Below are 20,466 nucleotides of genomic sequence, written 5' to 3'. Positions count from 1 at the left end.
AGGGAGCCACGTTCTGCAACCTTTGTGATCCGTCATCTTTTTGATCTGCACTCTTTGCGATTAGCCTTGCATCCGCGCTCTCCCTCATGGTGAGCTTGTCGAACCACGAACCCATTTCCCACCCACTTTAAAATTATTGGAACAGTTTTTCTTGGTTTCCATCAAACGTGAGAATATGGTCTGCTATAAGTCCCATTTGCATCGGTAAATGGGATGAAATTTCGAAGTGCGATCCATGCTCCCCATACCCCCGATGATGCTGACCACAGGTCCGGTTCCTGCCTATCCGCAAGTGCTTGCTGCGCTTGGAAAACCTGTTCTTTACGACTATGACCCGGCGTTTCAGACCTTCTATGCCGGTGTCATCGAAAAGCTGCGGCTGGCGCTGCGGCAGGACACCGCGCCTGTTATCATGCAAGGCGAGGCGATCCTTGGCATTGAAGCAGCGGCTGCTGCGTTGATTGCGCGTGATGATGTGGTTTTGAACCTTGTTTCCGGGGTCTATGGCAAGGGCTTTGCCGGTTGGGCCGCGCGCTATGGCAAGGAAGTTATCGAGCTTGCCGTGCCCTATGATGATATTATCGATCCGCAGGCGGTGCGCGATATCCTGCGCAAGCGTCCGGATATCACAATTGTCTCACTCTGCCATCACGATACGCCCTCTGGCACGCTCAATCCGCTGCCTGAAATCGGTGCCATTGTTGCCGAACACGGGGCCTATCTGATCGTTGATGCGGTGTCGTCATTTGGCGGCATGGATGCGCATCCCCAAGCGCATGTCGATATTTTCATCACATCGCCATCCAAATGCTTGGGCAGCACGCCGGGCCTCAGCCTCATCGGGGTGAGCGAACGGGCATGGGCCAAAATTGAGGCCAATCCGGATGCACCGCGCGGTTCGTTCCTCAGCGTTCTCGGCTGGAAAGGCGCATCGGAACCCGGCAAGCCATTCCCCGTCACACCGTCTATTGCGGAAATTTATGCACTGGACGCGGCGCTTGATCTCTACGCACAGGAAGGCCCGGAAAATGTCTGGGCACGCCATGCGCAAACCGCTGATATCACCCGCAAAGGGCTGCTGGAACTTGGGTTAAAACTCTGGCCGAAAAAGCTGGAATACGCAGCTCCAACAGCCACCGCTTTCCGGCCACCGGAGGGTTTCAGCGATGTTGCCCTGCGCGACCGGTTGCGCGATGAACACGGCATTCTCCTGTCGCTTGGCCGCGCCGATACGGCGGGAAAACTGCTGCGTGTCGGCCATATGGGCGCGTCAGCCCGGCCGGACTTTGCCCGCGCCACGATCTCTGCTTTAAGTCAAATTCTGTCCCGGCCCATTAATTCGTAAGAGGATCGTCAGCATGTCCCGTATCCTGCTCAATCGGCGCAATTTTCTTCATCTGACCGCCAGTGCCGCCGCGCTGACCGCGCTGCCGGGCCTTGGGTGGGCGCAGGGCACAACGCCTGTCAAAGGCGGGCGTCTGGTTGTCGCCGGGGACAGCGAACCCGCCAATCTCAATCCGGCCATTGTCGCCTCCAATGGCGTATTCTTTGTCGCCAGCAAGATTGTCGAGCCACTGGCCGAACAATCTTATGATGGCACGGATGGCTTGTCGCCGCGCCTTGCCACCGCATGGGGGGGGTCTGCCGATGGGCTGACGGCCACATTCAAACTGCGTGAGGGCGTAACGTGGCATGACGGCACGCCGTTTACTTCGGCTGACGTGGCTTTCTCCGCGCTCGAAGTGTGGAAGAAACTGCAAAATCTCGGGCGTGTCGTCTTCAAAAATCTGGAGAGTGTCGAAACGCCGGATGATCACACGGCCATCTTCAAATTCTCTGAGCCAACGCCATTCCAGCTTATCCGCAATGCGCTGCCAGTTGTCACATCGGTTGTGCCGAAACATCTCTATGAAGGCACTGACATCGCCAAGAACCCGGCCAATGAGAAACTGGTTGGCACGGGGCCCTTCAAATATGGCGAGCACAAGCCGGGTGAATATTATCTCCTGAAGCGCAATGAAGCCTATTGGCAAAAGGACCAGCCGGCATTGGATGAAATCGTCTATCAGGTGCTCACCGACCGCGCCGCCGCAGGCAATGCGCTGGAAGCCGAGCAGATCCAGCTGGCTGCATTCTCGGCTGTACCGCTTGCTGACCTTGATCGAATTTCAAAGGTGCCGGGCCTGAAAGTCTATGCCAATGGTTATGAAGGGCTGACCTATCAGCTCATTGTCGAAATCAACCATCGCCGCAAGGAACTGTCCGACCCGAATGTGCGTCAGGCACTGGCCCATGCCATCGACAAGGATTTTGTCATCAAGACAATCTTCCTTGGCTATGCCAAGCCATCAACAGGACCTGTGCCAGCCTATGACAAGACGTTTTATGAGCCCGATGTGGCCGCCTATGCCTTTGATCCTGATAAGGCCGAGGCATTGCTTGACGAGGCGGGTTATAAGCGCGGTGCGGATGGCATTCGCTTTAAATTGAAATTGCTGCCAGCGCCATTTTTCAATGAAACCAAACAGTTCGGCGATTATCTGCGTCAGGCATTGGCAAAGGTTGGCATTGACGCGCAGGTGGTGAGCAATGACACGCCGGCACATCTGAAGGCCGTTTATACGGATCATGATTTTGATATCACCGTGGCAACGCCGGTTTATCGCTCCGACCCGGCCATCTCGACCACCATCCTGTTTGAAAGCGGCTTGCCCGATGGTGTGCCATTCTCCAACCAATATGGCTATGTCAACGCAGATATAGACGATCTCATCAAAGACGCGGCTTCAACTATTGATGGTGCCGAGCGCGCAGGCCTCTACAAACAGTTGCAGAAGAAGGTGGCCGAGGACCTGCCGCTGATTAATGTCGCCGAGTTCTCATTCATTACGGTCGCGCGCGATACGGTGCAGAATGTATCTGACAATCCACGCTGGGCCGTGTCCAACTGGGCCAATGTCTGGCTGAAAGGGTAGGGGCTGGAGAGGGTGCGGTTCGCTCTTCGACAAGCTCAGGACGCTCACCATGAGGGAGAGTGTTGGCTGGAACGATAATCATCGGTGTTGCAGGATATAGCACCCTGTCACCCACCCACCTCGTCATCCTCGGGCTTGACCCGAGGACCCATAATTTAAAAGCGCGAACGGCCACATTTGTTTGATTTCTTTTGCCGTGGGTCCTCGGGTCAAGCCCGAGGATGACGAGGTGGGTGGGTTGCATGGAACTGGGTTCTGCAACGTAGGCGATTAATATTGCATCCACACTCTCCCTTATGGCTGTTTTGTCGAACCACGAACCACGAACCACGAACCACGAACCACGCTTTTGCAAATCTCCCGTTGATGACAACAAACCCGTTTGTTTTCCCCAGCCAATCGCTCTAGTGTCCCACTCCATTCGCATGACCTGTCGGAGCCATATTTGCCGCCTCTCGCCTCCTTTTTTGTCAAGCGCCTGCTGGGGGCCATTCCGGTTCTGGGTGTGGTGCTGGTGGGCAGCTTTTTGCTGCTGGAGGCAGCACCGGGCGATGCTGTTGATTCCTATGTGGCGGGCTCCGGTGGTCTTGATGCCGGGCAACTGGCGCAATTGCGGCAGGATTGGGGGCTCGACCAAGGGCCGATGAACCGTTTCATCGCCTATATTTCCGCGCTTGCTCATGGGGATTTCGGCTGGTCAACGGCCTTTCAGCGTCCCGTGCTTTCGGTGGTTTTCGAACGCTTGCCGGTGACGCTGCTATTGATGGGCATTGCCACCGCGCTCGCTTTCTTTCTGGGCTCGCTGCTCGGCATTATCGCTGGTGCAAGGCCGGGCTCATTGCGTGACCGCTTCCTCTCCATCGGTTCTCTAATCCTTTACGCGGTGCCGGGTTTTTGGCTGGGTTTGCTGTTGATTATCATTTTCGCCGTCGATCTGCGCTGGCTGCCGGTTGGCGGCATTGAAACCATTGCTTCGGGGAAAACCGGATTGGCGCGGATGACGGATATTGCCACCCATCTGGTCCTTCCGGTTGCTTCGCTCGCGATGGTATATCTTGCGCTATACCTGCGGCTGATGCGCGACCGCATGAGCGAAATCTGGCGCGATCCTTTTGTGACGGGGCTCAAAGCGCGCGGGCTCAGCCGGCGCCGTATCGTCTGGCGGCATGTGGCGCGCAACGCGGTTCTGCCCGTTATTACCATGCTCGGCTGGCAGGCAGCGGTGATGCTCGGCGGCAGTGTCGTGGTGGAAAGCGTTTTTGCCATTCCGGGCTTTGGTCGTCTGGCTGCGGAAGCCGTCTCGCGCCGTGATACGCCGTTGCTGCTCGGTATCATCCTGTGCAGTGCGATCACGGTGATCATCGCCAATCTGCTGGTTGATCTGGCCTATGGCAAGCTCGATCCGCGTGTGAGGGTGGGGCGATGATGATCTGGCGGCGTCTTAACCTTGAAGGCCGGGCGGGCTTCGTGCTGCTTGTCGTGCTTGTGCTTATGGCACTGCTGGCCCCGTGGATCGTGCCGGGTGATCCGCTTGCTATTACCGGCGAACCTTTGCTGCGCCCCCTCACATCGGATGCGCATCTGCTGGGCACAGACCGGCTTGGCCGCGATGTTCTCTCCGAACTCCTCTACGGCACCCGCACGACGCTGCTCGTGGCGTTCTTCTCGGCTGCGGCATCGCTTGTCATCGGCAGTTTTGTCGGCACGCTTGCCGGGTTCCTCGGCGGCATTGCTGACGCGATCCTGATGCGGATAACCGAGGCATTTCAGACGGTTCCGGGTTTTCTGCTGGCGCTGGCAACAATCAGCGTCACCGGGCCAAGCGTTCCGACGCTGATCTTTGCCATCAGTATTGGCAACTGGACACAGGCTGCGCGCGTTACCCGTGCGGAAGTGCTTTCCCTGCGCGAGCGCGATTTCGTCGCTGCGGCCCGCACGCTTGGTATGCGTCCGCTCGAAATTGCATTCCGGGAAATCCTGCCCAATGCCTTTGGCCCTGCCGCTTCGCTGGCGGCTATTTCGGTGGCTGCGGCCATTCTGATCGAGGCCGCGCTGTCATTTCTCGGCTTCGGCGATCCGAACCGCGTGACATGGGGCAGCATGATTGCCGAAGGGCGCACTGTGCTGCGCACCGCGCCTTACCTTTCCATTGTGCCGGGTCTGGCGCTGGTTGTGACAGTCCTTAGTGTTCATCTGATTGGACGCGGATTATCGCGCAATGAGAGGTTGCTTCAGCCATGAGCGAACCATTCCTGCGCGTTGATCATTTCGGCGTTTCCTACGGCAAAACCGTCGCGCTGGCGGATGTCTCGCTGGAACTTCTCCGGGGAGGGCGGCTGGCGCTCATCGGTGAAAGCGGTTCGGGGAAGTCCACCCTCGCCATGGTCATAGCCGGATTGTTGCCAGAACAGGCGCAACAGACAGGATCGATCAGTTTTCCCGCCGCTTCGACGCGCCCACGCCTCGGCAGGGATATCGGCGTGGTGTTTCAGGACCCCGGCGGCAGCCTTGATCCGGTTATCAAGGTCGGCGACCAGATTGCCGAAATTATCCGCGCGCATGAGGACACAAGCTGGATTGCCGCGCGGGTGCGTGCCGCCGATCTTATGGACCGCGTGCATATTCCAAAGGCACTTTCACGGCTCAACAGCTATCCGCATGAATTCTCAGGCGGGCAGCGTCAGCGCATCGCGCTTGCCTTGGCCTTGGCGGCGGGTCCGTCAATGATCATTGCCGATGAACTGACAAGTGCGCTCGACACGGTGGTGCAGCGCCACATCGTCAACCTGCTGGATGAGCTGGTGCGCGAGGATGGGCTGACCCTGCTTTTCGTCACCCATGATATCGCGCTGGCGTCCGAACGTGCCGACCAGATCGCCGTTCTTTACAAGGGGCAACTGGTCGAGTGCGGCGGTGCGGCGGATGTTCTGGGCAAGCCCGTGCATCCCTATACGAAAGCGCTGATCGGCGCGCATCTGTCGCTGGATTCACCGCGCCAGCGACGCCTTGCCGAAATCAACCCCGACAGTCTGAGCCTGCCATGAGCGAAGCCGATTCCATCGTTCTTGATGTGCGCGATATCGCCAAACGCTTTGGCGACCGCAATGCATCGGGTCTCAGAGATATCAATCTTACCTTGGGGCGCGGCGAAACGCTGGCGCTGGTCGGTGCGTCAGGTTCCGGCAAAACAACGCTGGCGCGGCTTGTCATGCGGTTGAGCGAGCCGGACGCCGGATCAATTCATCTGTGCGGACATGATATCACCGCCATGCGTGGCGGGGCGTTGCGACTGTTGCGTCACCGCTTCCAGATGGTGTTTCAAGACCCGCTGGCGGCATTTAACCCGCGCGCCAATATCAGGCGGATTCTGGAAGACCCGCTGCGGCTGCATGATCTGGCTCCAAAGGAAAACTACAGCGAGGTTATCGCCGCCGCCCTCGAACGGGTGGGGCTGAGCCCCGATCTGATGCAACGCAATCCGCTTGAGCTTTCCGGCGGACAGCGCCAGCGCGTCGCTATTGCCAGGGCTGTTATGACCAGACCTGATCTGATTGTGCTCGATGAGCCGGTCTCGGCACTGGATGTTTCGGTGCGGGCACAAATCCTCAATCTGCTGCTCGACCTGCAGGAAGAGACTGGCGTGGCCTATCTCTTCATTTCCCATGATCTCGCCGTGGTCCGCGCGATTGCAGACCGCATGATTGTGATGGACGAGGGGCGGGTTGTCGAAAGTGGTGAAACGGAACGGGTTCTGGCTGCACCGCGGGCAGAAGCCACCCGGGCACTGATCGATGCGGTGCCGCGCCTGAAAAGCTGGGTCTGAATTATCTCGGCTTGTTCACAAAACATCAGGAAATACGGGGATTATCTGCTTTCGTGAACGGCCTGTTCGCGAGCGCGGAGGAAACGGTGGCACCAGTCCATATCCATATTGCAGCGCAGCAAGTCCGGGTTTAGTGCCACGCCAATGGTGGCAATCAGGCACCGTCGACAAAGTTTCCGGAGAGCCGCGGCTCGCCATAGATAAGTCTGAGAGGAGCCGGCACTGCCGGCTCTTTCCTGTTTCCAAACTTGTTGTGATTTCTGTTCCCGATAGCCTGATAGAGTTCTCACAGAAATTCATATTTGAAAAATGGGCTTCATGAATCGCTAAAAAATACAACCTAAGGTAGAATATTTATGTTAGACCCTCAGGTAGTTCAATTTTTACGGATGTCCTTCGTACGAAATTAGCCCGGCAAAGCTATAGTCGTAGGGAGTGGAATTGAGGTTGGTAATTGTACACTGAATATTTCCCCATCGTCGCGGATCTCGTCCACCGTCTTGGCCTCGTAGCGCTGGTCAGCATGGCCTATGGCTCGATTATTCGCGGCTTCCACACCCCGATGAAGCGTAGTTTCATGGTGGGGCTGTTGTTCGGCTGTTCGGCCGTTATCTCCATGCTTGATCCCGTTATCGTCGACCATGGTATCATTGTTGATGCCCGTTCCATTCTGCTTGCGCTCAGCGCGCCATTTGGCGGCGTGGTTGCAGTGTTGGTCTCTACAACTTTAACAATTATTTCCCGCATCCTCATCGGGGGTAATGGTGTTTATGCGGGTGTTGTCGGCATTGTGATCATCGGTCTGATCAGCCTGATCTTTACGCAGGTGTACCGGCCAAAAACCTATTCCTGGAAGCACTTCATTATCCTTGGTCTGACTGTTCCGCTCTACACGCTGAGCATATTTGTCCTGCCATTCGAACAGGCGCTGCCGATTTTCCAGCGTATTGCCCTGCCAATGCTGACGCTGAGTGTCACAGGGATCATTCTCATCTCCCTGTTCCTGCATCGCGAACGCCTGCGGGTTGATCGCGTGAAAACACTGGAGGTGGACGCCTACACCGACCCCTTGACCAATCTTGCCAACCGGCGACTGTTCGACAGGGTTGCGCGCCGTACCTTCCGCAAGGCGGCTTCAACGGGTGGCGATGTCTTTTCGCTTGTCATGATCGATATCGACTCGTTCAAGAGCATCAACGATCATTGGGGCCACTCCAACGGCGATCTGGTGCTCGTTGAAATCTCCACCATCATCCGCTCGCTGGTGCGCAAATCTGATCTCGTGGCCCGCTATGGCGGCGAGGAAATTGCCATCCTGATGCCCACGGCTGACGCCGAAGAAGCCATGGCCATGGCCGAAGCAATCCGGCGGCGGGTCAACGAAACCTTCTTCGATTTCGGGCGCACGCAAGCACATGTGACCGTCAGCGCCGGTGTTTCGACCTTCACCTCCCGGCACCAGTCTCTGACAGAGCTTATCGAAGAAGCCGATATCGCGCTTTACCGGGCCAAACGCCTTGGCCGTAACCGCATCGAACTGGCATCGATAGCGGCCTAGTATAAGGCACGGGGCGAGAGAAGATCTCGCCACCCGCGCGCCAGAATTGCACGCCCGTGTCGTTGCAATACCCCTCATACCAATTGCTTATAGAGGGCTCAGAAATATTCCTCTAATAATCGAATATAGTTTGCCGGTTACATTGATCGGGTAAAGTCAGCCTGAAATTTATCGCTTGTTAACAGACTGAAATATCTGCGGTTTTCCGCGTTATATTCGACAAAACTATCCAGAAAAACCGAAAAATTATCGGCCCTGCATCATTCGAAATCAATCAATTTTCATCTGCCAAAACATACTCAAAATAATAAAGGGGAACTATGACAAACGCTTTAGCTGCCCAAAAACCCAATTCCGGGCGTCCACATAACAATCAAACAAAAACTATCATAGCCGCCGTGCTTGGCAATGCCATGGAGTTCTATGATTTCGGGGTCTATGCGGCCTTTGCCGTGGTTCTTGGCCACGTATTCTTTCCGTCGGCAAATCCCAATACCAGCCTGTTGCTTTCGGTCGCAACATTTGGCGTTGGCTTTGTCGCCCGGCCGCTTGGCGCTATCCTGATGGGGGCCTATGCTGACCGTTATGGCCGCAAACCGGCGATGACGATGACCATCCTTTTGATGGCGTTGGGAAGCGGAATGATCGGGCTGCTGCCCACCTACCAGCAAATTGGCTATGCGGCACCGATGCTTCTGGTGATCGCCCGTCTGATTCAGGGCTTTTCGGCCGGAGGCGAACTGGGGTCGGCGACAACCTTTCTGATTGAAAGTGCATCTCGCGGCCGCCGCGGTTTTGCTGCAAGCTGGCAAATTTCAAGTCAAAATATGGGTACTGTACTATCCGGCACGGTCGGTATTGTTCTGGCGACGATGCTCCCCGCCGATGCGACAGAACAATGGGCTTGGCGTGTGCCATTTCTGATCGGGATTCTCATTGCACCGATCGGCTTTTACATTCGCCACAAACTCGAGGAAACCCTCGATGCAGAGGAAAGACTTGATACCATGTCGACGGTTCTGTCGACTGTGTTCAAACAGCATTGGCGGGCCATTCTGCTGTGTATGATGGTGACAACGGGAGGAATGGTATCTACTGCTTTCTTCCTTTTCGGAACAGCTTTCGCCATTGCCACCCTTGGTCTTCCTCAATCAACAGCAATGACAATTACCTTCACTGTGGGAACTGTGGGAGTTGTGTTTGCCCTCATTGGCGGGGTGCTGAGTGATCGCTTTGGCGTCAAAAATGTTCTTTTTACCGCGCGCATGATCTTCGTTCTTCTCCTCTATCCCGTCATGCACTTTATTCTATCAATGAATTCGCCAATCCTTCTGATTGCCGGTTTCGGTTTTCTGATGGCTGTTCATTCGATTGCATCCGGGGCAGGGATTAGTGTTTCGCCCAAAGCATTTCCGGTGGCTGTGCGCACCGTTGGTTTTGCGACGTCCTACGCTTTGGGAGTTACGCTGTTCGGCGGAACGGCACAGGCTGTCTTTACGGCAATTATCAGCGCCACGGGCGATAAGCTCTCCTGGATTTTGTACATTGTTGCAATGTGCTTTATCGGCCTGATCAGCCTTTGGTTTGTGCGTTTTGTGCCCGATGAGCCCGGCTTGGATAAGGCCTCCCATACGGAAAAAGTGAGCGCAGGCGTGCCGGTTGCGGCGGGTGCTTGAACGTCGTGCCCATCGCGCTCAAAGCGCGCTGGCATTTCAAAGAGGACGATACCTTAAAGGAATTGAAATGACTGTTCTGGAAAAAATCAACGCATACCAAGACGAACTTATCGCTATTCGCCGCGATATTCATCAGCATCCCGAAATTGGGTTTGAAGAGGTGCGAACTGCCGGGATCGTTGCTGCAAAACTGGCTGGCTGGGGGATCGAGGTTCATACCGAAATTGGCAAAACTGGTGTTGTCGGCATTCTCAAAGGCAGCAACGGCAATGGCAGGACAATCGGCCTGAGGGCCGATATGGACGCTCTACCGATGGACGAACAGACCAACCTTGCCTTCAGTTCAAGCATTCCGGGGCGCTTCCATGGCTGTGGACATGACGGCCACACCACAATGCTGCTCGGCGCTGCGCGTTATCTGGCGGAAAACCACGGCTTTGCCGGTACGGCTGTTTTCATCTTTCAACCGGCCGAGGAAGGTTTGGGTGGTGCCCGCGCCATGATCAAGGACGGGTTATTCGAACGCTTTCCCTGCGATGAAATTTATTTTGTTCACAATGCCCCGGCTGATGAACCCTACAAAATCGGTATTAAACCGGGACCGGCAATGGCAGGCAGTGATCGTTTTGATATGTATGTTCATGGTTGTGGAGGACATGGTGCAAAACCTGAGGCCTGTAAGGACCCCATCATTGTCGCCACTGCATTGGTACAGGCACTGCAATCCATTGTCAGCCGCAACGTACAGCCGTTGAAAGCGGCGGTGCTTTCCGTAACGCAAATCCATTCCGGCACGGCTTACAATGTCATTCCGCAGGAATCGAGGATATCAGGAACTATTCGGTATCTGGATCGAGAGGTGCAAAAAACTATCCATGAGCGCATGCGCACCATTGCTGCCGGGCTTGCTGCGAGTTTTGATGTGACAATCGATGTCGATATTCGCAACCTTACGGACGTTTTGGTCAATACGAACGCGCTTGTCGAGGGCTTTGCACAGGCAGCCCGCGACATTGTCGGTGCGGAAAATGTCTATCTGAAAGAACAGCCTGTGATGGGCAGTGAGGATTTCGCCGAGATGCTGCATCTGCGGCCGGGCGTTTACGGGACGATTGGGCATGGCGGCAATATTCCCGTTCACAATCCCGGTTTTGTCCTCGATGAAGGCGTTCTTCCGGTTGGGGCAAGCCTTCTTGCCCGGATTGTCGAACGGCGGCTTTCAGCCTGAATTGAGCCGCCATTATCTCCAGCCGTAAGGGGTCTTTGCGAACCAGCAAATATGACGATTTACCGGGCCAAGCGCCTTGGCCGCAACCGCATCGAACAGGCATCGATTGCGGCCCAGGCGCAATCACAGATTGATCTTCAGGCTTTTCCAGAACATGTCGATGACGGCACGTTCTTCCGCGGGGCCGTTATCCTCATTGAAGCGTGTCAGGATGACGATGCCTTTGTTGCCGTTGACGGTGGAGAATGCCTCCCTGATCAGATGGGTGGACTTTCTTCCGATCACCGCCTTCATGCCTTTAAGGGTTTTGCCCGATTCAAGTTTGCGCTCGGTTAGCGTTTCTTTGATCTTGGCTCCGGCCTTTCGGTCATCATTGGTGAATCCCTTGATCATCCGGGACGCGATGGCATCCGCGTCCGAGCGGTCATATTCCTGCACGATAACCGATGTTCCGGTGGCGGATGTCAGGAAATATTGTGTGATGCCCCGGCTGATTTCGGTTTTCGCGGGATTGAGATCCCCCGGATGATCAAAGGAGAACAATGCTCCCGAGGCCGTTGCAAATTTCGAACGCTCCAGCGATACCTTTACTTCCTTGCCGTCTCCGGTTGTGACGGTCACTGTCTCACCAACATTGATACCGGTCTGTTTGCCATCAATGGTGAGTTGAAATCCCTTGCCGTTCTCTGCCCACGCAGATTGCGTGGATATCGCCGCAAGGCACATGAATCCCGTCAGTAAAGCACTGCGCATGATATCCCCTCCTGTTTGGCAGCTTGCCTAATTGCCGCCGAGCTTCCCCCGTTCATCGACGATCCGCGCCATGGCCTCGGCTTCCGGGCCTTCCTGCCGCAAGCCTTCAGCCACGCCAGTTCGGTCAGCTTCGCCTCTGTTCTGGCTGACCTTCCATTTGCCTTCAATGCGCGTGATCGGGATTTCAATGCCGATAATGCCCTTGATCTGCCCGGCGATGAAATTCTCAGGCGCGTCCTCGACCGCCCATGGCTGCGCGCGGCCTGCTTCCTGCGTGCGCGTCAGGCTGCCGATCTGGCGGCGTAGCCACTCCGCGCCATCTTCGACGTGCGGCGTTCCCCAAGCCTGCACAACCACGTAATTCCAGGTAGGGACAACCTTGCCGTGTTCGCGCTTCGTCGCATACCACGAGGGCGTCACATAGGTGTTCGGTCCCTGAAAGATGATCATGGCTTCCGCCCCCGCCTGCAGCGCCGCAACCTGCTCATTGGCTTTGGCAAGATGGGCCCGAAGCGTGCCGTTTGGCGAGCCATCCGGGTCGATTTCAAACGGAATGAGGTTGGCCATCAACCCGTGCTCGCCGCCTGTCACCAGCATAGCCAGCGGGTGCTTGCGGATCAGATCGTGCATGACGTCGAGACGATCTTCGCGAAATGCAGGTGGCCTATACATGGTAGCTCCAGTCATATCTCTCATTGGGCATTGGCCTCTGGCCATGCCCGCGCGTTTGTTCGGAATGATAATGAAACAATATGTCTTCGCAAGGCGAATAGCTTGCTAGTCGATCATCGGGATCAGGCTTGCCGCGCCAGTGCAAGAGCGGCTTGCCGGCCCGAAGCCAGAATAGTCGCGGATGCTTCCTCGTCTGTCACCAGTCTTGCCAGTTGCAGGGTGCCGATCATTGAGGCCAATATCGCACGGCTTCTCTCGATTGCCGCTTCTTTTTCAAGATGCTTGGGCAATACTGACGCGATCAGATCAACAAGCGCATCGACGATCTCCACCAAACGTTCGCGTATTGCAGGCGAAAGGCGGCCAACCTCCGCGACCAGCGATGGAATGGCGCAGCCAAGCTCCGGGTGCTTCACATGTGCAGGGCGCAGATAGGCATGTATGATAGCCTCCATCCCGTCGGCACCGCGCGCCCGCGCGCTTCTTACCGCATGCACCAGATAATCCCGGGCTGAATCCACCGCCGCCGTGATGGATTCCTGCACCAATTGATCCTTGGATGAAAAATGCGCGTAAAAACCGCCATGGGTCAGTTCCGCATCAGCCATCAGCCGTGCCAGACCCGTTGCCTCGATCCCATCCTTGCGGAAGCGTTTTGACGCAACCTCTATAACGCGCTGGCGTGTCTCGGCCTTGTGGTCCTTGGAATAGCGCATCAGCCTACCTCGTCTACCAGTTGTATGGCGATTGACATATCATATGATGGTCATAATATGAAGCCTATCCAACCCGCCAGCAACCATTGCAGGAGCCAGATATGTCCGAGATGCTCAATACAACTTTTGGTTCCGCCCGAGGTTGCCGCCACGCTTTCCGGGCTCGATCTTCTGCAGGGATTGCTGGATGGCACCTATCCCGCACCGCCATTTGCTGAAACCACCGATCTTTGGCCAATTTCGGTTGAAACGGGCAAGGTTGTGTTTGAGGCGCGGCCATCAAAGCGGTTCTATAATCCCATGGGTTTCGTCCATGGCGGATGGATTTCCCTGCTCATTGATACGGTCATGGGCTGTGCGGTGCAGTCAACGCTGAAGGCGGGCCAGACCTATACGACACTGGAAATGAAAACGACATTCGTCCGTTCCGTGCTTGAAACGACGGGTAATCTGCGCTGCGAAGGCATTATGCTGCATTCCGGCAGCCGGACAGCGAGCGCTGAAGGCAAGATTTTTGACAGCAGCGGCAGGCTTGTCGCCCACGGTTCGGAAACCTGTCTCGTCATGGATGCGCTGAAAAAGGTGAGTTAACGGCTTCGCTGCCCGCCGCCTTTTCCCGGGCCGATCATAATAGACTGGCTCTTCTCCGCCGCGAGTTTCAATTGTCACAAATTATGCGGATATTTGCGCCGCTAAGAAAGATGCAGCCCGGAATGGAAAGGATTTCCATTTTCTGGCTTGCTATTTCCCGCTCCGTCGTAAGATGATTGAAAAAACAACTTGAGGTCCCAAGGGGCACATGATGGATGATGAAGAACCCGAACTGGTCGTGTCGCGTTTGTCGAAAGAGTTTACCCGCGACGGAATCACCGTGAGCGTCGAGATTTATCGCCTTGCAGAGCAGAGCGAATGGACGCTGGAGGTGGTGACGGAAGACAAGGACTCGATCATCTGGGATGATCCTTTCGAGACGGATCAGGCCGCATTTGATGAGTTCTTACGGGCCGTCGAAGACGAAGGCCTTGCAAGCCTCATCGATCCAGAGGGCGGAGAGACACTGCATTAGCGAGGCCGAAGATCGAAGGCCGTCGCAACATCATGCCCCCACAAAGATCAGGAGTGCTTCGAAATCTCCTGCATCCGCATTTCGCAAGGCTTTTAGATAGGTTGTTCGCCGCTCGTTATCGGCTTGCAGGTCAAATCCATTTGCCCATTGGATTGGCGAATGGTCGTAATAATCAGCCAGAAATACATCGGCAGCAATGCGTGTATGTCGACCGTTGCCGTTTGGGAATGGATGAATCTGAACCAAACGGTGATGAAATCGAGCCGCTGCCTCCAAGGGTGTGTAGACGGCATTTTCTGCCCAATGGCGGGCATTGTCCAAATGCATGCGAACTTGCATGGAAATGTGGAACGGATCGATACCAATGTTTTTTTCACTTCGCCGGTAGCTACCTGCCCAGTTCCAGACGTCGCCGAATAAACGAACATGCAAGGTCCGGATAAAGCTATCGGTCAGAATGTCGCCGCCACGTCGCCGCGCAAGCCACATGAGACCTTGCTCAATATTGGCTTGTTCCAATTCATCAAGCTCACCGCGTGTCGTGATGTGACTGAATTTAAGTCCATGAATTTCATCAGGTTCGAGGGGCGTGGCGCCTTTTGCTGCCTCGAACACTAAGTTTTTTCCCAAAAGTTGGGAGGCATATGCCGGATCATGCTGTCGGCGAGCCTATCAATCTCAATTTGTGTCTGTTCCGGAGATAAAGATTGCTGCTCCAAAGCCATGTGAGAACTTGCACGTCTGACAATACCTTCGGCATTCTCCAAAGCTTGAGCCTTGAGAACATCTTCAACCCTTTCATGAAGCACAACAGCATACACGAATCGTCCGCCAAGCGCCTCTGCCATTTTCTGCATCTGATTGAGGGTAATTGCTCCCTCGCGTTCATTGCGTTCAGCCTGATAAATAGCAGCTTTTGTTATGCCTGCTCTTTTTGCCAGTTGCGGACCGCTCATAGCCAGAGCCTTGCGCAATGTCGCGATCCACCCCTCAGGCGGCACAAGAAGCCCGCTAACCTGCTGTAGGCCATGATCGGCCAATTTTTTATATTGGCGCGCCACGGTGTCTTTTACACTCATGGTTTGTGTCCTGCGTATTTGAATATCAATAAATATCCCAAATAAGATAAAAAGGCAATGAATTGATATTCAACTGCGATAAAAAGAATATCAATAGATATGCATTAAGTGATAAAAAGGATATTAAAAGATATCCATTTTAATGGAAAGGCATTTAAAAACAACACTATTCGAGTCTGAGACAGGCGAGGTTTTCCTCGCCGATTTCATATCCTTCTGAATATAGGGTAGGGCAGGAACTGAATGAGAATTTCAACGTCGTTCGGCGGTAGTTTCTGGCCAAACTGAATTTCGATTATTAAGCTATTTCGATGAACTCAAATGTTTTATAGACACATCCGCCACCCTCTTCATTACGGAAGTGGTAAGGACACGGAAAAGGACACAAATTTTCAGTACAATAATTTTTTGTGATTTAAACACTGGTCGGAGTGAGAGGATTCGAACCTCCGACCCCGTCGTCCCGAACGACGTGCGCTACCAGGCTGCGCTACACTCCGTGACCAGCGATGCCGGGCTATATACCGCCGCGTTTTTGCGCCTGCAAGTCGTTTCGTCAGCACTTTTTGAATTATAGCGGTGCAAACATAAACCATGTTCTGGAAATGGCGGAACCGGTCTTGTGATCGTCAATGAAAGTCTTGTATCGATAAAACACAGGTGATGCGAGGTATCGCAAAGTCTGCCGAAAGATCGCGAATTGTATATCGGACGAGATATCGACTGAAACAATGAGGTTGCATGCAATGACGTCGGGAATGAAGCGTATTATCAGCTTTGTCATGAGTGGTGGTGTCGGTTCAAGGCTTTGGCCTTTATCGCGCGAAGACTTTCCAAAACAGTTTCATAATCTTTCCGGTCAGGGCTCCATGCTTTTGCGCACCGTCAAGCGCATGAGTGCGCGGGGCGGCGAAACCTCGGTTCCTGTCTATCTGCTGGCCTCCGAGCGTCATGCGGATAGAATCAGCCAGGATCTATCCGGCGTTGATCTGGCCGGTGGCCGTGCGATTCTCGAACCCATGGGCCGTAACACGGCCGCTGCGGTGGTGCTCGCAACCGAGATTACGCTGCGCGAGCATGGCGATGATCTCGTTCTTGTTGTTCCGTCCGATCATGAAATCACGACCGATCGCGACTTCTGGAATACGGTAGAGGCGGGCACCGACGCTGCCATGGCGGGACGAATCGTCGTCTTTGGCATCCAGCCTGATAGGCCGGAAACCGGTTACGGTTATATCGAGGTCGGCCCCGGGAATGACAATACGCGCGACGTGATCCGGTTCGTTGAAAAGCCCGATGAGAAAACCGCGATTCAATATTTGGAATCAAAGAACTTTCTCTGGAATTCCGGCATTTTTCTTTTCCGTGCCAGCGCCATGCGCGATGCATTCCGGGCGCATGCGCCGAAAATCTGGGATGGTGCCGTTGCGGCGCTTGATGAAGCGACAAGCAACATATCGGGGACATATCTGCCGCATGATCTTTATGCGGAAGTGCCGTCCATCTCAGTCGACTATGCCATCATGGAACATGCCAAGGATATTGCGCTGGTTCCTGCGCGCTTTCGCTGGAATGATCTGGGCTCGTGGCAATCGCTTCTGGAAGTCAGCTCGACCGATGGCAGCGGCAATGTGATTGTCGGCGATGTGGTCGCTATCGACTGCGAGAATAGCTATCTGCGCAGCAATGGCCGGCTGCTTTCTGCCATTGGCCTGCGTGATCTGGCTGTGGTGTCGACTTCAGATGCAACATTCGTTGCACCCGTCACCGAAAGCCAGAATGTCCGCAAGATCGTCGAGCAGCTGGAAAAGACAGGTCGGTTGGAAACAAAATTTACCCCGGCGCAGGACCGCCTGCCGCAGGTGGGCGCCTATGAAAAGCGCGTGCGCCACTGGCTGTTTGAAGAAACACTGCCGCTCTGGTCCACGGTGGGTGTTGATACGCGCTATGGCGGCTTTCACGAGGCGCTGACCTTCGATGCCACGCCGATCACCCGGACAAAACGCATGAGGACTACAGCGCGGCAGATTTATGCTTTTGCCGTCGCCCACGAAATGGGATGGGATGGTCCGGCCAATGATTTGATCGATCATGGCATTCGCTTCATCACCGCCAATGGCCGGACGAAGCGCGGCGGCTGGGTAAAAACCTTCAATCCTGACGGCACGGTTCTCGACGGGGCTGAGGATGCCTATGACCAGTCCTTTGTGCTTCTGGCGCTGGCCCATGCGCATCGCGCCGGTCATCCGCAGGCGCTGGGGCTTGCCACGGAAACCTTTGCCTTTATTGACGAATATCTTGCCGATTCAAAGCTGCGCGGCTTCCTTGAAATGCCGGGGGATACCGGCCTTCGCCGTTCCAACCCGCATATGCATCTGCTGGAATCATTTCTCGCCTGGTACGATGTCACCGGCAACAGGGATTATCTCCAACGTGCAGCGCGTATCGTCGATCTGTTCCGGCATCACTTTTTCGATGCGGAAACGTGGACGCTCGGCGAATTTTTCACCGATGACTGGGAGCGCGCACCGGGCGAGAAGGGCGAATGGACGGAGCCGGGGCATCATTTCGAATGGGCCTATCTGCTTTCCAATTTCGCCGCCGCGTCAGGCCAGAAAGATGTCATCCGCTATGCGCGCAAACTCTATGCTTCGGCCATCGCCAATGGTCTGAACCGGACCACGGAACTGGCCTATGGTGCGGTTTCCCGCCATGGTCTGCCGCTCGATACCAATTCACGCAGCTGGCCGCAGACCGAGGCTGTCAAAGCGGCTATCGCGCTTGATGGCAATGGTGGGCCGGATTTGAAGCCTGAGGTGGAAGCGCGGGTAGGGCGGCTGTTCCGCTGGCATATCGAACAGGCACCCAAAGGCCTGTGGATTGACCTGATTGATGAAAAGGGCCGGGCGCGGGCGGAAGATGTGCCCGCTTCGATCTTCTATCATCTGGTCTGTGCCCTGACGCAGTATGTGGATTATATCGGCAAGGCTTAGTCTGAAGCTTTTTCAGGCCAGGCGCTCATCGCCGTTTCCGCAATCGCCGTTAGCTCATCGACCGTCGCGCCATCATGCGCCTGCACCGACATGCCCTGAATGATGGCGCCGTAAAACCGCGCCAGATGTTGAGCATTGGTTGAGGTGGGCACCTCACCATCCGTTATCGCCCGTTGCACAAGGGCGGTGAGAACGCCAAGCGTGCCGCTGCGCATGGCCGCCACCTTATCCGCAACACCCTTGACATCAGGCGCGCAGGAAAGTGCGGCTGTCGAGATCATGCAGCCGCCGGGACCAAAGGTAAAACTGGAGGCGGCACCATGGAGCAGGCGCGATATGGTGCCTTTTGCCGTCTTTTCCTCGGCGAGTGCTTCGGTGAAGTAGGCACCGGGGCCGATCTTGTAGAGCGACAGCACCTCCATATAAAGCTCTTCCTTTGATCCGAACGCCGTGTAGAGGCTGGGCGGTGTAATGCCCATGGCCTCCGTCAGATCATTGATCGACGTGCCCTCATAGCCGCGCTGCCAGAACAGCATCATCGCCTTGTCGCGGGCCGTTTCACGGTCAAAGCTGCGCGGACGCCCACGCCTGCGGGCGGGCTCTTCAGGCGAATTGGCGGAGTCTTCAATTATTTTCATAGTGACCACTAATAAATTAGTTGACAGAAAGGAAGCGCGTGTTAGTTCTTTTATATAGTGACCACTATGAAAAAGGAACAGGCCTATGAACATACCAGTTGCCGCCTCCCTGACAACACTTTCTCCGATCACACCGACACTGGCCGTTGAGGCCAGTTTCAAAGGCCGCCTCGACAAGGTGATTGATGAGGCCATTGCCGACCAGACCATTGTAGGCACGGTCATTCTGGTGGCCGAGGATGGCAATATCGTCTATCGCCGCGCTGCCGGTTTTGCTGATCGCGAGGCAAAGACCCTGATCAAGGAAGATACGATTTTCCGCGTTGCTTCGCTGACCAAGCCGATTGTCGCCGTCACCGCGCTGCGATTGGTGGAAGAGGGCAAGCTGAAACTGGATGATCCTGTTACGACTTATCTTCCGGATTTCCGCCCAAAGACAGCCGATGGTCGGGAAGCAGTCATCACGATCCGCCAGCTGATGAGCCATACATCTGGTCTGACCTATGGCTTTCTCCAGCCCGCCGACGGCCCCTATCTGAAAGCTGGTGTTTCCGATGGTCTTGATCAGCCGGGTCTTTCCATCGAGGAAAATCTCCGGCGTATTGCCAGTGTGCCCCTGTCCCATGAACCCGGCACCGCATGGGGTTATTCGGTGGGCCTTGATGTGCTGGGCGCAGTTCTGGCCAAGGCAACGGGCAAATCCCTGCCGGAACTGGTGAAGGAAAATGTCACCGGCAAGCTCGGCATGGATGACACCGGATTTACCGTTACCGACATGGCAAGACTGGCCGTGGCCTATGGCGATGGCGAACCACCTGTGCGCATGGGCAAAGCCCATAGTGTGCCGTTCATCGATGGCGACGTGAGTTTTGCAACGGACCGGATATTTGATCCAGCTTCCTATGCGTCAGGCGGGGCGGGCATGGCCGGAACCGCCGATGATTATATCCGCTTCCTTGAAGCGCTGAGGAATGGTGGCTCGCCTCTGCTCAAGGCCGACAGTCTGAAACTTCTGGAAAGCAGCCAGATTGGCGATCTTGTTCTGGATGTCGCACCTCCCGGCACGGGTTTCAGCCTTGGGTTTTCTATCGTGAAAGACCCGGCAGCTGCAGGCTCACCGCAATCGGCAGGAACATGGAGGTGGGGTGGGGTCTATGGCCAGTCATGGTTTGTCGATCCCGTGCGCAAGCTGACCGTCGTCGCGCTGACCAATACGGCTTATGCGGGCATGATTGGCGCATTCCCCGATGGGGTGCGCGACGCCATTTACGGCAACTGATTGAAAAGGC

19 protein-coding genes and 1 tRNA gene are annotated in these 20,466 nt (G+C 55.4%); 13 read left to right on the top strand and 7 right to left on the bottom strand.

Going from position 1 to position 20,466, the window contains the following annotated elements:
- The first annotated feature begins 235 nt into the window (after positions 1–235).
- The 9 genes from FHW17_RS11280 (at position 236) to FHW17_RS11240 (ending at position 11,260) form a co-directional block, all read left to right on the top strand.
- Entirely contained in the window at positions 236–1,345 is a 1,110-nt protein-coding gene (locus FHW17_RS11280; protein WP_246706796.1) for an alanine--glyoxylate aminotransferase family protein, read from the top strand.
- Between the two features lie 13 nt (positions 1,346–1,358).
- Positions 1,359–2,975, top strand: a complete 1,617-nt coding sequence (locus tag FHW17_RS11275) for an ABC transporter substrate-binding protein (RefSeq protein ID WP_182509869.1) — start codon at positions 1,359–1,361, stop codon at positions 2,973–2,975.
- 445 nt (positions 2,976–3,420) lie between these two features.
- The gene (locus FHW17_RS11270) at positions 3,421–4,401 is read left to right on the top strand and encodes an ABC transporter permease (protein WP_112527671.1); all 981 of its coding nucleotides are present in this window, start codon (positions 3,421–3,423) and stop codon (positions 4,399–4,401) included.
- Positions 4,398–5,216: an ABC transporter permease gene (locus FHW17_RS11265; RefSeq protein ID WP_112527673.1), complete on the top strand. Its 819-nt coding sequence runs from the start codon at positions 4,398–4,400 to the stop codon at positions 5,214–5,216. Before FHW17_RS11270 ends, FHW17_RS11265 begins: the two co-directional genes overlap by 4 nt.
- Positions 5,213–6,019, top strand: coding sequence for an ABC transporter ATP-binding protein (locus FHW17_RS11260; RefSeq protein WP_112527675.1), 807 nt, complete (start codon positions 5,213–5,215; stop codon positions 6,017–6,019). Before FHW17_RS11265 ends, FHW17_RS11260 begins: the two co-directional genes overlap by 4 nt.
- Positions 6,016–6,798, top strand: coding sequence for an ATP-binding cassette domain-containing protein (locus tag FHW17_RS11255; protein ID WP_182509868.1), 783 nt, complete (start codon positions 6,016–6,018; stop codon positions 6,796–6,798). Before FHW17_RS11260 ends, FHW17_RS11255 begins: the two co-directional genes overlap by 4 nt.
- A 454-nt stretch (positions 6,799–7,252) precedes the next feature.
- Positions 7,253–8,356, top strand: coding sequence for a diguanylate cyclase (locus tag FHW17_RS11250; RefSeq protein ID WP_182509867.1), 1,104 nt, complete (start codon positions 7,253–7,255; stop codon positions 8,354–8,356).
- Between the two features lie 320 nt (positions 8,357–8,676).
- The gene (locus FHW17_RS11245; protein WP_182509866.1) at positions 8,677–10,032 is read left to right on the top strand and encodes an MFS transporter; all 1,356 of its coding nucleotides are present in this window, start codon (positions 8,677–8,679) and stop codon (positions 10,030–10,032) included.
- A gap of 67 nt (positions 10,033–10,099) precedes the next feature.
- Complete coding sequence (locus FHW17_RS11240) at positions 10,100–11,260, top strand: M20 aminoacylase family protein (protein WP_182509865.1); 1,161 nt, start codon at positions 10,100–10,102, stop codon at positions 11,258–11,260.
- 123 nt (positions 11,261–11,383) lie between these two features.
- Here FHW17_RS11240 and FHW17_RS11235 read toward each other — a convergent pair whose 3' ends face one another.
- The 3 genes from FHW17_RS11235 to FHW17_RS11225 form a co-directional block, all read right to left on the bottom strand.
- Positions 11,384–12,013, bottom strand: coding sequence for a hypothetical protein (locus tag FHW17_RS11235; protein WP_182509864.1), 630 nt, complete (start codon positions 12,011–12,013; stop codon positions 11,384–11,386).
- Between the two features lie 27 nt (positions 12,014–12,040).
- Positions 12,041–12,685, bottom strand: coding sequence for an FMN-binding negative transcriptional regulator (locus FHW17_RS11230; protein WP_112527687.1), 645 nt, complete (start codon positions 12,683–12,685; stop codon positions 12,041–12,043).
- 122 nt (positions 12,686–12,807) lie between these two features.
- Positions 12,808–13,401: a TetR/AcrR family transcriptional regulator gene (locus tag FHW17_RS11225; protein ID WP_112527689.1), complete on the bottom strand. Its 594-nt coding sequence runs from the start codon at positions 13,399–13,401 to the stop codon at positions 12,808–12,810.
- A gap of 126 nt (positions 13,402–13,527) precedes the next feature.
- Here FHW17_RS11225 and FHW17_RS11220 point away from each other — a divergent pair, with 126 nt between their 5' ends.
- Both FHW17_RS11220 and FHW17_RS11215 read left to right on the top strand, forming a co-directional pair.
- A complete protein-coding gene (locus FHW17_RS11220) occupies positions 13,528–13,992 on the top strand; it encodes a PaaI family thioesterase (protein ID WP_246706795.1) in 465 nt (154 codons plus the stop codon).
- Between the two features lie 208 nt (positions 13,993–14,200).
- Positions 14,201–14,467, top strand: a complete 267-nt coding sequence (locus FHW17_RS11215) for a hypothetical protein (RefSeq protein WP_227987057.1) — start codon at positions 14,201–14,203, stop codon at positions 14,465–14,467.
- Positions 14,468–14,497: 30 nt separating this feature from the next.
- Here FHW17_RS11215 and FHW17_RS11210 read toward each other — a convergent pair whose 3' ends face one another.
- From FHW17_RS11210 to FHW17_RS11200, 3 genes are all read right to left on the bottom strand, one after another.
- Positions 14,498–15,082: a mobile mystery protein B gene (locus FHW17_RS11210; protein WP_182509862.1), complete on the bottom strand. Its 585-nt coding sequence runs from the start codon at positions 15,080–15,082 to the stop codon at positions 14,498–14,500.
- A complete protein-coding gene (locus FHW17_RS11205; RefSeq protein WP_182509861.1) occupies positions 15,082–15,546 on the bottom strand; it encodes a mobile mystery protein A in 465 nt (154 codons plus the stop codon). The genes FHW17_RS11210 and FHW17_RS11205 overlap by 1 nt, the downstream gene beginning before the upstream one ends.
- A 423-nt stretch (positions 15,547–15,969) precedes the next feature.
- Positions 15,970–16,046, bottom strand: a tRNA-Pro gene (locus FHW17_RS11200).
- A gap of 246 nt (positions 16,047–16,292) precedes the next feature.
- Here FHW17_RS11200 and FHW17_RS11195 point away from each other — a divergent pair.
- Positions 16,293–18,539 (top strand): AGE family epimerase/isomerase, encoded by a 2,247-nt coding sequence (locus FHW17_RS11195; RefSeq protein ID WP_182509860.1) that lies wholly within the window; start codon positions 16,293–16,295, stop codon positions 18,537–18,539.
- On the opposite strand, the gene FHW17_RS11190 is transcribed toward FHW17_RS11195, so the two are convergent.
- Positions 18,536–19,177: a TetR/AcrR family transcriptional regulator gene (locus FHW17_RS11190; protein WP_182509859.1), complete on the bottom strand. Its 642-nt coding sequence runs from the start codon at positions 19,175–19,177 to the stop codon at positions 18,536–18,538. The two genes, FHW17_RS11195 and FHW17_RS11190, sit on opposite strands and share 4 nt — an antisense overlap.
- Before the next feature lie 85 nt (positions 19,178–19,262).
- On the opposite strand from FHW17_RS11190, the gene FHW17_RS11185 reads away from it, so the two are divergent.
- On the top strand, positions 19,263–20,456 hold the full coding sequence (locus tag FHW17_RS11185; RefSeq protein WP_182509858.1) for a serine hydrolase domain-containing protein: 1,194 nt from the start codon (positions 19,263–19,265) through the stop codon (positions 20,454–20,456).
- Positions 20,457–20,466: the final 10 nt, after the last annotated feature.

The organism is Phyllobacterium sp. P30BS-XVII, assembly GCF_014138335.1.
GTDB lineage: Bacteria > Pseudomonadota > Alphaproteobacteria > Rhizobiales > Rhizobiaceae > Phyllobacterium > Phyllobacterium meliloti.
Note: the sequence above shows the minus strand (reverse complement) of the source record. Positions and strands in the feature narration are given on the sequence as shown.

What these genes read in the sequence shown, in the direction of transcription:
- FHW17_RS11185 (WP_182509858.1), top strand. Translation starts at nt 19,263, where the DNA reads ATGAACATACCAGTTGCCGCCTCCCTGACAACACTTTCTCCGATCACA.
- FHW17_RS11260 (WP_112527675.1), top strand. Translation starts at nt 5,213, where the DNA reads ATGAGCGAACCATTCCTGCGCGTTGATCATTTCGGCGTTTCCTACGGC.
- FHW17_RS11195 (WP_182509860.1), top strand. Translation starts at nt 16,293, where the DNA reads ATGACGTCGGGAATGAAGCGTATTATCAGCTTTGTCATGAGTGGTGGT.
- FHW17_RS11280 (WP_246706796.1), top strand. Translation starts at nt 236, where the DNA reads ATGCTCCCCATACCCCCGATGATGCTGACCACAGGTCCGGTTCCTGCC.
- FHW17_RS11190 (WP_182509859.1), bottom strand. Translation starts at nt 19,177, where the DNA reads ATGAAAATAATTGAAGACTCCGCCAATTCGCCTGAAGAGCCCGCCCGC.
- FHW17_RS11225 (WP_112527689.1), bottom strand. Translation starts at nt 13,401, where the DNA reads ATGCGCTATTCCAAGGACCACAAGGCCGAGACACGCCAGCGCGTTATA.
- FHW17_RS11235 (WP_182509864.1), bottom strand. Translation starts at nt 12,013, where the DNA reads ATGCGCAGTGCTTTACTGACGGGATTCATGTGCCTTGCGGCGATATCC.
- FHW17_RS11245 (WP_182509866.1), top strand. Translation starts at nt 8,677, where the DNA reads ATGACAAACGCTTTAGCTGCCCAAAAACCCAATTCCGGGCGTCCACAT.
- FHW17_RS11205 (WP_182509861.1), bottom strand. Translation starts at nt 15,546, where the DNA reads ATGAGTGTAAAAGACACCGTGGCGCGCCAATATAAAAAATTGGCCGAT.
- FHW17_RS11240 (WP_182509865.1), top strand. Translation starts at nt 10,100, where the DNA reads ATGACTGTTCTGGAAAAAATCAACGCATACCAAGACGAACTTATCGCT.
- FHW17_RS11215 (WP_227987057.1), top strand. Translation starts at nt 14,201, where the DNA reads ATGATGGATGATGAAGAACCCGAACTGGTCGTGTCGCGTTTGTCGAAA.
- FHW17_RS11255 (WP_182509868.1), top strand. Translation starts at nt 6,016, where the DNA reads ATGAGCGAAGCCGATTCCATCGTTCTTGATGTGCGCGATATCGCCAAA.
- FHW17_RS11265 (WP_112527673.1), top strand. Translation starts at nt 4,398, where the DNA reads ATGATGATCTGGCGGCGTCTTAACCTTGAAGGCCGGGCGGGCTTCGTG.
- FHW17_RS11275 (WP_182509869.1), top strand. Translation starts at nt 1,359, where the DNA reads ATGTCCCGTATCCTGCTCAATCGGCGCAATTTTCTTCATCTGACCGCC.
- FHW17_RS11230 (WP_112527687.1), bottom strand. Translation starts at nt 12,685, where the DNA reads ATGTATAGGCCACCTGCATTTCGCGAAGATCGTCTCGACGTCATGCAC.